Origin of the sequence: uncultured Nostoc sp. (genome assembly GCF_964245575.1) — a bacterium.
Lineage (GTDB): Bacteria > Cyanobacteriota > Cyanobacteriia > Cyanobacteriales > Nostocaceae > Nostoc.
In genome coordinates this window covers 1-8,688 of the sequence record NZ_CAXTNP010000298.1, presented here as the reverse complement: position 1 = coordinate 8,688, position 8,688 = coordinate 1, and the positions used below count along the sequence as shown (strand labels likewise).

Genomic DNA, 8,688 nt, shown 5'->3' with positions numbered 1-8,688 from the left:
TCTCCGTATTTACTTATCTTCACATAGTTTGGTTTTTTCGCGCCGACTTACTTACGTTTAACTGATGCTGGTAAGGATAATTTACTAGTCGCAAGATTGGCGGATATAACCGCCTTACAAGCTGAATTTGAATCCCTACTAGATAAGGAGTGGTGAAGAGATAGGTAAAATTGAAAAAGAATTCAGGGGCGGAGCAACCCTTGCTCCGCCTTCAGTTAGAATGCACGCTTTTTTCTGTTATTCTCGTTTTCAAGTGCTTTGAGAACTTTGAGATATAAATTTTTTAATAGTATTTTTTAAGACGTTGGCGTAGATTTTAACACTGATGCAGATTTTATTTATGTGTATACATACAAATTATACAAACACAATATTTGCCAAACTTTCTGCTTGAGCATTGTTGTGCCCTGGAAACAATTGCAAATTAAGGCTTTGAGATTCATAGCCACCTGAAAATTCCAACTTAAGTGGTCTAAAATATAGCGCTCAGTATTGACAATTTTTCAATAATCGAATAACAAGGTGGCAGCAGCATTAAAAAAAAGCGTTAGTGCATTCCTACCTAGAAACTAATTAACGCCTTTCATTAAACTTCATACGGTTAACATAATTATGCCAGAAAATACGGATTACAAAGCTTCCAAATCAGACAATCAAGCTATTGCCTATAAAGAACGCCTCAATTCTTGGGCGATCGCTCGTCTACTTCCTAACACGCAACGGGAGATCGTTGCTCGTTTCCGCAGCCGTTCTGATGCTGAAGGCTATATGCGGCACCTCCCCCAGGAAATGCCAAATGCTTCCTACATGGTTGTTTTTGATTGTCAACGCCAAGAAGCTGTGATTTAAGGTATAAGTATAGGCAATAGACCTATCTTGAAAGAGGGCAGTTTTCCATAAGCTCGAACTGCCCTCTGCCTTCCTCAATAAAAAAATTAAAAATGTGTAGGTGTAGCCCATCAAAGACATCGCTTAAAACAAGAATTGCAATTCACGCTTAACTTAAAAATTCTGGATGTTGTCAACAAGCATATCGACCTTTGTATTTTACGTTTTCAAATCCGAGTTTCCCAGCCACCCTTGCCAATTCACCAGAGAGTAAGCCTTTGCGCGTAGGGTGTTGGTGAGCCAGTAACTTTAAGTTTATTCGCGTCAGTGGCACATTAGCGATCGCCACCGGAAAGGGCGGGTACGCCATCGCGATCGCGTCTCATACAGAAGCCTAGTACCGCAAGGCGGAAGTCAGCCCCAACTCTTGGGGACGCTGCGCGAACGCGGAAGTTATGCATTCACGCATTCACTCATTCAAAAATTTACCAAGCCCTACATCCACATGACTTGGAAAAGTCTCTTCGTTTTTGCCAAGAAGCAACTGCTAGGTGCGAAAATTACGAATTGGAATACCGGATGTTAGCAGCCGATGCGCGAGATGTTGTTAGCGTAGTTGAGGAAGCAGGAAGCCCTACTATGCTGAGGGGATTTATGTTTGACATTACTGATTTGAAGCTGGTTGAAGAAACCTTGAGACTGAGGGACAGGGCACTTGCTGCTACCAGTAATGGAATTATTATTGCCGATGCCAGACTCGCCCATCATCCAGTTATTTACGTCAACCCAGCTTTTGAGCAAATAACAGGCTACAGTGCTACTGATGTGATTGGGCAAAACTGTCGATTTTTGGAACGCACAGATAACTAGCAACTAACACTCAAATATCTGCGTTCATCGATTCAATCTGCAACAAGTTGCAAACTTGTTCTTTGCAACTATCGTAAAGATGGTACTCTATTCTAGAATGAATTGAGTATTTCTTTTATCCATGATGAAAATGGTAAGTTAAATCACTTCATTGGAATTCAGACAGATATTAGCTTACGCAAGCTTGCCGAAGCCAGTCTGCGTCGGCAAGCCCTCACCTTTGAAAACATGCATGATGGCGTAATTATCACAGATTTGACCGGAAATATTATTGACTGGAATCCTGCTGCCGAAAGCATGTTTGGCTATAGCAAAGCAGAGGTTTTAGCTAAAACTCCCAATATTTTGTATAAACCGGAAGAAGCCGCAGTGCTTACCAACAAAATTTTTGAAAGACTCAACCAGCAAGGACGCTGGTCAGGGGAGATACACTTTATTCGCAAAGATGGCAGTGAGGGGATTTCGGAAACAACCATAATCTCTTTACAGGATGAACAGGGGGAAACTGTTGCTACTGTTGGCATTAATCACGACATTACCGAAAACAAACGAGTCAAAGAAGCACTGCAACGGCAATTGCATCGAACCCTACTACTTGAACAAATTACTCAGGAAATTCGTCAAAGTCTTGATAGCAGAAAAATATTTGAGACGGCTGCTACCCAAATTGGCAAAGCATTTGGAGTTGAACGCTGTCTGATCCATTCTTCCATTAGCGACCCCACACCCCGAATTCCTTTAGTAGCAGAGTATAGTACACTCTCTATACCCAAAATGGATGGGTTAGAAGCAACTCGGAGAATCTATCAAGATTGGGGAGTGGGTTTTCGTCCCTATATCATTGCGATAACTGCCAATGCAATGCGGGGCGATCGCGAAGTCTGTCTTGCTGCTGGTATGCATGACTACATTAGCAAACCGATTCAGCTTCAAGAGTTAGCTGAGGCACTCAGCAAATGCCCACCCCAAAAAAGTTCTGAATTCACTTCCACAGGAAAACAAGGTAAGGTGATGTGCTTAGAATTGCAACCTTCGCAAAATATCCTACAGTCAGGGCAAAACCAGACATTAAAAAGCGTCAAAATCAATGCCAAAATTCTCCAATCCTTGCAGAATATGCTCGGAGGAGATCGTGTGGCATTTGTTGAACTAATTGAGTGTTATCTGACAGAGACACCGAGACTGGTGCAAGATATCAGCACAGCTATCACAACTCAGGATGCCCAGACTCTATTGAACTCAGCCCACCAACTTAAGTCTAGCAGTGCTTCTGTTGGAGCGATGGCCCTAGCACAGCTTTGCAAGGTGTTAGAAGCACAGGGATGCAACAGCAAATTAGAAAACAGCCTAGAATTAATCTCGCAATTATATCAGGAATATGAACAAGTTAAAACTGCCTTAGAAAAAGAACTTGCAAAGGAACTACCATGAAAGCCAATGCTGAAGAAAGCCAATCTTTAGTTCTAATTGTTGATGATGAACCTTTTATCCGCATGATATTGCGGCAGTTCTTAGAGCGGGAAAGGTATCAAATAGCGGAAGCTCAAAATGGCATAGAGGCAATAAAAGTTTTTAAGCAATTGCATCCTGATATAATACTTCTTGATGCCATGATGCCAGATATGGATGGGTTCGAGTGTTGCACTCAGTTACAGAGTTTAGATTGTAGCAAGTACACTCCAGTTTTAATGGTTACAGGACTTGAAGATCAAGAGTCAGTTGACCGGGCATTTGCTGTGGGGGCAATGGATTATGTTACCAAACCGATCCATTGGGCAGTTTTGCGACAACGGGTAAAACGCTTGATTGAGCAATCTCAGTTACAGCAAAAACTGGAAGCCGTTAATATGGAATTGCAGCGATTAGCTACTATCGATGGATTAACTCAAGTAGCTAACCGCCGAGGGTTTGAAGAGTATTTGAACCAAGAATGGCAGCGCATGAAACGGGATAAATGCCCCCTTTCCCTGATTCTTTGCGATGTTGATTTCTTCAAATTATATAACGATACCTATGGTCATCGGATAGGCGATCGCTGTCTTCAAGAAATTGCTAAAGCGATCAAAGATATTATTAAGCGTCCCGGAGATTTAGTTGCCCGTTATGGTGGGGAAGAATTTGCTGTGATTTTACCTAACACAGACATTGAGGGGGTGACTCATGTTGCCGACAACATTTGCCATGCTGTCCGAACACTAGCAATTCCTCATAAAAATTCCCAAGTTAGTCATCATGTAACCATTAGTGTCGGGTTTACGACAGAAATTCCTCAGCCAGATTCTGACTTGGAAGAAATGATTGCCGTTGCAGATCGGGCATTGTATCAAGCAAAGGCAGCAGGACGCGATCGCTTTGTGCAAAATATTCAACTACCCAGAAGTAAAAATTCCCGCTAGTGCGCCAAACTTCACACATTTCAACTTTATTTTCAACGTATCGGCTTGTATTATCGTCTGCTTATTCTATGCCTTGAAAATGCTCTTCCTCACCTTTAAACCATTCATTTAAGACCGATCAATTAGATGATCATGTTGCAGCTGACCTACAACAATACCAGGATGAATACCGTTACGTTTTGCAAAATCAATCACATCAGTTTCAGATTTAAGCTTTGCTAATTCCCCCTCATACTCAGGTGAGATCAAAAATTCCCGCGACCATTGATCTGCTTGGCGTTCCTGCTCCGATTTCAAACTTTCCCCACTATTCCATTCATCAAGAAAAATATTGTCTTTATCATGTAACAAAATATGTGCTGCTTCATGGAAAAAATTAAACCAGAAGCGGTCATTGGTTTTACCATAAAGCGAAAGTTGAATCAGTGCCTTATGCGGATTTAACCATCGTGCAACACCACTGACGTGCGCTTTCTTGATTGAAGGTATTAAAACAAGCACAACCCCTGCTTCCCAGCACAACTTTTGCATCTGTGGTTCAAACTCCTCTGGCGGTAACACCGTCAAAGTGCGAATTTGCCGCACCGCCTTTTCAAATTTTGGTTTACTGTACTTGGGAGAGTCTAGTTGTTCTGCTTTTATTTCCCCCAACCGTAACCAAGTGGAAATAGCACCAACATCACTTTGCTCTTCGCGTGTACGGCGAAAAGCAACTTCCATACCTGCATAATAATTCTGCCAATCTTCCGGCGAGGCAACACCGAAAAATTGCAGTAACTTTTCTACCAAACCAGGCTTATTCTTATCAATTAAACGACACTTAGGAATTATACCTTGGTTCATCAATTCTTTGACTGGTAACTGATCTAACCAAGATATCCACTCCTTTAAGCGGTTTTCTTCTTCTTTCTTTGCCAAAGCGGCGCGATATTGAGCTTCATATCTGAGCCAGAATGCTGCTGTACTACCCATAACCCGTTCTAACTTCAGGGCTGTTTCTTCATTTATTGGTGCTTTGCCATTGATCAACTGGCTAATATGTTTTGTGGTGTAGCCTAAACGCTCTGCTAATTGTGCTTGTGTCCAATCACGCTCTTCTAATAAATCAGCGATGGCATCACCCGGAGAAGATACCCAATCTGGAGTGAATGGTCGGGTTGTCTTAGTCATGGTAATCTCCAATGAATTCAATACAAACAGCAGTAACTTTTGACCAATCAATGCTTCCATCCTTGGTAAGAGGGATGGGGTCGTTGTCTGGCTTAAATACAAGTCGTTTACCACCTTCTAGGTTGACTGCAAATTCACCTGCCCTATCTCCTTTTAAGGGATGGGGATGACCCATAACTAATTCCGCCACACAACTAGCAGCACCAAGAATAGCCAACTGGGTTGTCAATTTCTTGGCACAGTTTACACCCAATTTTTTTTGCGCTAAGTTTTGTTGTTCGCATAGCTTTTGCAGTTTGCTGTTAGCGAAGGTGATTTCCATGCTTTGCTAGATTAATATAAGTTTACCATTTTGGTAAATAAATTTGTTATTTTTTTAGAGAATCTAGCATATCAAGGAACTCAGAAAGAATTAAAAATCTACTCCTCGTTTAAGTTCTACACCTTGATTGGCATAGTGTTTATGGCAGTAAACCTCTGAGTGGACGCTAGCCAAGTCGAAGTACGCTGGTGGATTTTGGCAGCGACCAGTAATAATGATTTCAGTGTCGCGAGGTTTGCGGAGTAAAGCTTGGACAATGGGTTCAACGGGGAGTAATTCTAAATCAACGGTGGGATTTAGTTCATCAAGAATAATAGTTTTATACAGACCAGAGGCGATCGCAACTTTAGCGATTTCCCAACCCCGTTCAGCTTCTACGTAATCTAATTCTTGCCGGGAATTTCGCCAGACGATCGCATCTCCACCACAGCGCTGATGATCCACCACTTCTGGATATGACTGCTGCAAGGCGGCGATCGCTGCGTCTTCTGTGTAGCCAGTACCACCTTTAAGCCACTGCATAATCAACACACGGGTAGAACCTGGATGATTGATTCCCCTACCAATGGCCTGTAAGGCTTTGCCCAAAGCACTAGTAGACTTACCTTTACCAGCACCAGTATAAATTTCAATCCCTTCAAGGAAGAGGGCTTCGGCTGTTGGGTGGTGATGAGGTTTCATTTCTGAGTGCAAATCTGCAATATCAAGCAACTTTTGCGGTGCGGCGCGTCCGGTAGCAATGATTTCCAACTCTTGGGGTTTGGATTTTAATGTCCGCACCACTTCATCCACTGGTAGCAAACCCAAATCCAGAACCGGGTTAATTTCATCCAAGACGACAACTGAATATAAACCACTAGCGATCGCACCTTTGGCTACATCCCAACCCCGCATCGCTTCATCTCGGTCAAAGGTGGTAATTTCCTCATGCCCAAAAAATTCGGCTCTCCCAGTGCGAACCTGGTCAATTAAATGGGGAAAACCGCGCTGCAAAGCTGCGATCGCGCCATCTTCGTCATAATCACGTTCCGGCCCTTTTAAAAACCGCAGCAGTAAAACGCGGTTAGAATTGCTAGGCGTATTTATCCCCAAGCCAATAGAGCGCAAAACCACCCCCAAAGCCGCTTGGGACTTACCTTTACCCACGCCATCGTAGACGTGAATTTGACCAATGAGCCGTTCTGGGCGCACTTGCGCCGTGCGAATACCAATACCGTTCCTTGTCATTTCTCGAAAAGCTATAAGTGGCAGTCTTTAATCTTACCTAACGTCTTGTACTCTTAGGTAAAGAAACTGCTCCTCTGATGCGTCCGTATAATGTATAAATAATATCGACAAGATAATATTGACACACCAACATAGTAAAGGACAAAGACAATCAGATAATTTCCACCATCACCCTCACTATCCCAGTTATACTCTCTACAGTTAACCCTTACCCTTGACCATTTATGCCTGAAAATTGGATGCTTCCCAGGATTTTTCCTATTGGTGGAATTCTGTTTGACTTTTTATTTGTACTGATTGCCATTCCCATCGAAGCGTATGTTTTGCACAATCGACTAAAATTTGACAAAAAAACTAGCATTTTTTATGCTATCTCTATGAATCTGTTTTCTAGTGTAATTGGTTGGTTCATATTTTTTGTAGCAGAACCAATGTTGCCGATACATCTGAAATCAGAATTAATTAGCTATATGTTTTTTAATAATTTTAAATCAGCAAATACACAAAGTTTAATTATTTTAACTGCTTGTATAATTTTCTTTGCTACTTTTATAATGAAGTTTTTCATTTTAAGGATATTACTACTATCATTGAGTGAACCAGTTGCTAAAAAAGAAGAAGAACCTCAAACATCTCAACGGCGGCGATGGCGTACTTTTAGCACTGCTAAATTACAAAATAGTAATTTAGTAATTACTACATTAATTGCAAATTCTCTGAGTTATAGTGCTATAACAATTATTTTATTTTTTCGCTCAAAGTAGCAATAATTTACTTCAGTCAAAGGAAGACTAGTGATTGATTAATCAGGTAGAGGGAAGAATATGAATACGTTACTTAAAGATGTATTTGGGGTTTTTAAATTTACTGAAGGGCTTTATGCAGGAATTAGAAAGGTATTAGTTCCACCGAAAGCTTATTCTTGGCAAACATTTATTTATTTGAGTGTTTTTTCTTGGGTAGTTTCATATTTTGCTATAGGTTATATAAAAGATATAATTGCCTTTTTCGGTTGGTTATTTTTAATTGCTGGTACAGCTTGGTATACAACTGAAGATCCTTTGAGGGTTCCTGGTACTTTTATGCCAGTCGGGGCAGTGATCACTGGATTCTTAGTGAGTGTTTTTGCATTTGGAAATCAACAGGATGTAATTACACCAAGAACAATCGTTTTCTGGCCAACAATTTCAGCGTTAATTACGGCTATACCAGAATTTATTGAAGGTAATGATACTGATGCAAAAGCTCGAATTCCTAAACCACAAGACCGCCAAAGAATCATAATTTTAGTTGCTAGTAGTATGCTGCTAAGTTGCTGGATTCAGTTTCACTTTGTGATGAATAATTGGTTCCAACAATATCCTAGTTTGCAGGCAGATAGTTTTAGAAGTAGTAGCGTTCTTGTCAGTACAGAAAAAGGACTAAAAATTCCACGCAACGGCGCTATAATTTTAGAGAAACTTCAACCAATAGTAGTAGAACAAATAGCCCAAAGACCTTGGTCGGAAGTAGAGAAATGGTTGCTAGATGCGAAACAACGGGTAGGATCTCTGGGTAGGGAAATAATACAAAAAAACCTGGGCAAATATGAAGAAAAGGAACTATGGCGCATTGAACCGCGCGTAGCTAATACTAAGTCTGGATATATATTAGATTTATTAAGTATTTGGATAGGCCCGAGTTCTAACCCACGGGGCTATTACTTGAAAAAATCTTGTCGCATTGAACCAGTTGCAGCAACTAGCAATTCAGACAATAAGATTACAGTTGCAGAAATTGAATGCGATCGCGGCAGTAAATTGATTTCTGGCTTACTGCCTCCGCAACAGTGAAGGTAGAAAATGGGGAGTGGGGAGTAGGGAGTAGGGCAGGGGA

The 8,688-nt window shown here is 41.3% G+C and carries 11 protein-coding genes; 6 read left to right on the top strand and 5 right to left on the bottom strand.

From position 1 onward, the window contains the following. Positions 1 to 612 precede the first annotated feature (612 nt). Positions 613 to 849: a hypothetical protein gene (locus tag ACFFAP_RS31955; protein ID WP_375514984.1), complete on the top strand. Its 237-nt coding sequence runs from the start codon at positions 613 to 615 to the stop codon at positions 847 to 849. 172 nt (positions 850 to 1,021) lie between these two features. Here ACFFAP_RS31955 and ACFFAP_RS31950 read toward each other — a convergent pair whose 3' ends face one another. Both ACFFAP_RS31950 and ACFFAP_RS31945 read right to left on the bottom strand, forming a co-directional pair. Continuing rightward, positions 1,022 to 1,198, bottom strand: coding sequence for a hypothetical protein (locus ACFFAP_RS31950; protein WP_375514983.1), 177 nt, complete (start codon positions 1,196 to 1,198; stop codon positions 1,022 to 1,024). Next, entirely contained in the window at positions 1,164 to 1,289 is a 126-nt protein-coding gene (locus ACFFAP_RS31945) for a hypothetical protein (protein ID WP_375514982.1), read from the bottom strand. The genes ACFFAP_RS31950 and ACFFAP_RS31945 overlap by 35 nt, the downstream gene beginning before the upstream one ends. A 49-nt stretch (positions 1,290 to 1,338) precedes the next feature. Here ACFFAP_RS31945 and ACFFAP_RS31940 point away from each other — a divergent pair, with 49 nt between their 5' ends. The 3 genes from ACFFAP_RS31940 to ACFFAP_RS31930 all read left to right on the top strand — a co-directional run bounded on the left by ACFFAP_RS31940 (position 1,339) and on the right by ACFFAP_RS31930 (position 4,094). Then, positions 1,339 to 1,698, top strand: coding sequence for a PAS domain S-box protein (locus ACFFAP_RS31940; RefSeq protein WP_375514981.1), 360 nt, complete (start codon positions 1,339 to 1,341; stop codon positions 1,696 to 1,698). A 102-nt stretch (positions 1,699 to 1,800) separates the two neighbouring features. Continuing rightward, the gene (locus ACFFAP_RS31935; RefSeq protein ID WP_375514980.1) at positions 1,801 to 3,129 is read left to right on the top strand and encodes a PAS domain S-box protein; all 1,329 of its coding nucleotides are present in this window, start codon (positions 1,801 to 1,803) and stop codon (positions 3,127 to 3,129) included. Beyond that, complete coding sequence (locus ACFFAP_RS31930; RefSeq protein WP_375514979.1) at positions 3,126 to 4,094, top strand: diguanylate cyclase domain-containing protein; 969 nt, start codon at positions 3,126 to 3,128, stop codon at positions 4,092 to 4,094. The genes ACFFAP_RS31935 and ACFFAP_RS31930 overlap by 4 nt, the downstream gene beginning before the upstream one ends. A gap of 108 nt (positions 4,095 to 4,202) precedes the next feature. On the opposite strand, the gene ACFFAP_RS31925 is transcribed toward ACFFAP_RS31930, so the two are convergent. The 3 genes from ACFFAP_RS31925 to ACFFAP_RS31915 all read right to left on the bottom strand — a co-directional run bounded on the left by ACFFAP_RS31925 (position 4,203) and on the right by ACFFAP_RS31915 (position 6,813). Then, positions 4,203 to 5,264, bottom strand: coding sequence for a HigA family addiction module antitoxin (locus ACFFAP_RS31925; protein WP_375514978.1), 1,062 nt, complete (start codon positions 5,262 to 5,264; stop codon positions 4,203 to 4,205). Continuing rightward, on the bottom strand, positions 5,257 to 5,586 hold the full coding sequence (locus ACFFAP_RS31920; RefSeq protein ID WP_375514977.1) for a type II toxin-antitoxin system RelE/ParE family toxin: 330 nt from the start codon (positions 5,584 to 5,586) through the stop codon (positions 5,257 to 5,259). The genes ACFFAP_RS31925 and ACFFAP_RS31920 overlap by 8 nt, the downstream gene beginning before the upstream one ends. 90 nt (positions 5,587 to 5,676) lie before the next feature. Continuing rightward, entirely contained in the window at positions 5,677 to 6,813 is a 1,137-nt protein-coding gene (locus tag ACFFAP_RS31915) for a cob(I)yrinic acid a,c-diamide adenosyltransferase (protein ID WP_375514976.1), read from the bottom strand. Between the two features lie 224 nt (positions 6,814 to 7,037). On the opposite strand from ACFFAP_RS31915, the gene fraC reads away from it, so the two are divergent. Both fraC and fraD read left to right on the top strand, forming a co-directional pair. After that, positions 7,038 to 7,577, top strand: a complete 540-nt coding sequence (gene fraC / locus ACFFAP_RS31910) for a filament integrity protein FraC (protein ID WP_375514975.1) — start codon at positions 7,038 to 7,040, stop codon at positions 7,575 to 7,577. A 60-nt stretch (positions 7,578 to 7,637) separates the two neighbouring features. After that, positions 7,638 to 8,645: a septal junction protein FraD gene (fraD, locus tag ACFFAP_RS31905; RefSeq protein WP_375514974.1), complete on the top strand. Its 1,008-nt coding sequence runs from the start codon at positions 7,638 to 7,640 to the stop codon at positions 8,643 to 8,645. Positions 8,646 to 8,688: the final 43 nt, after the last annotated feature.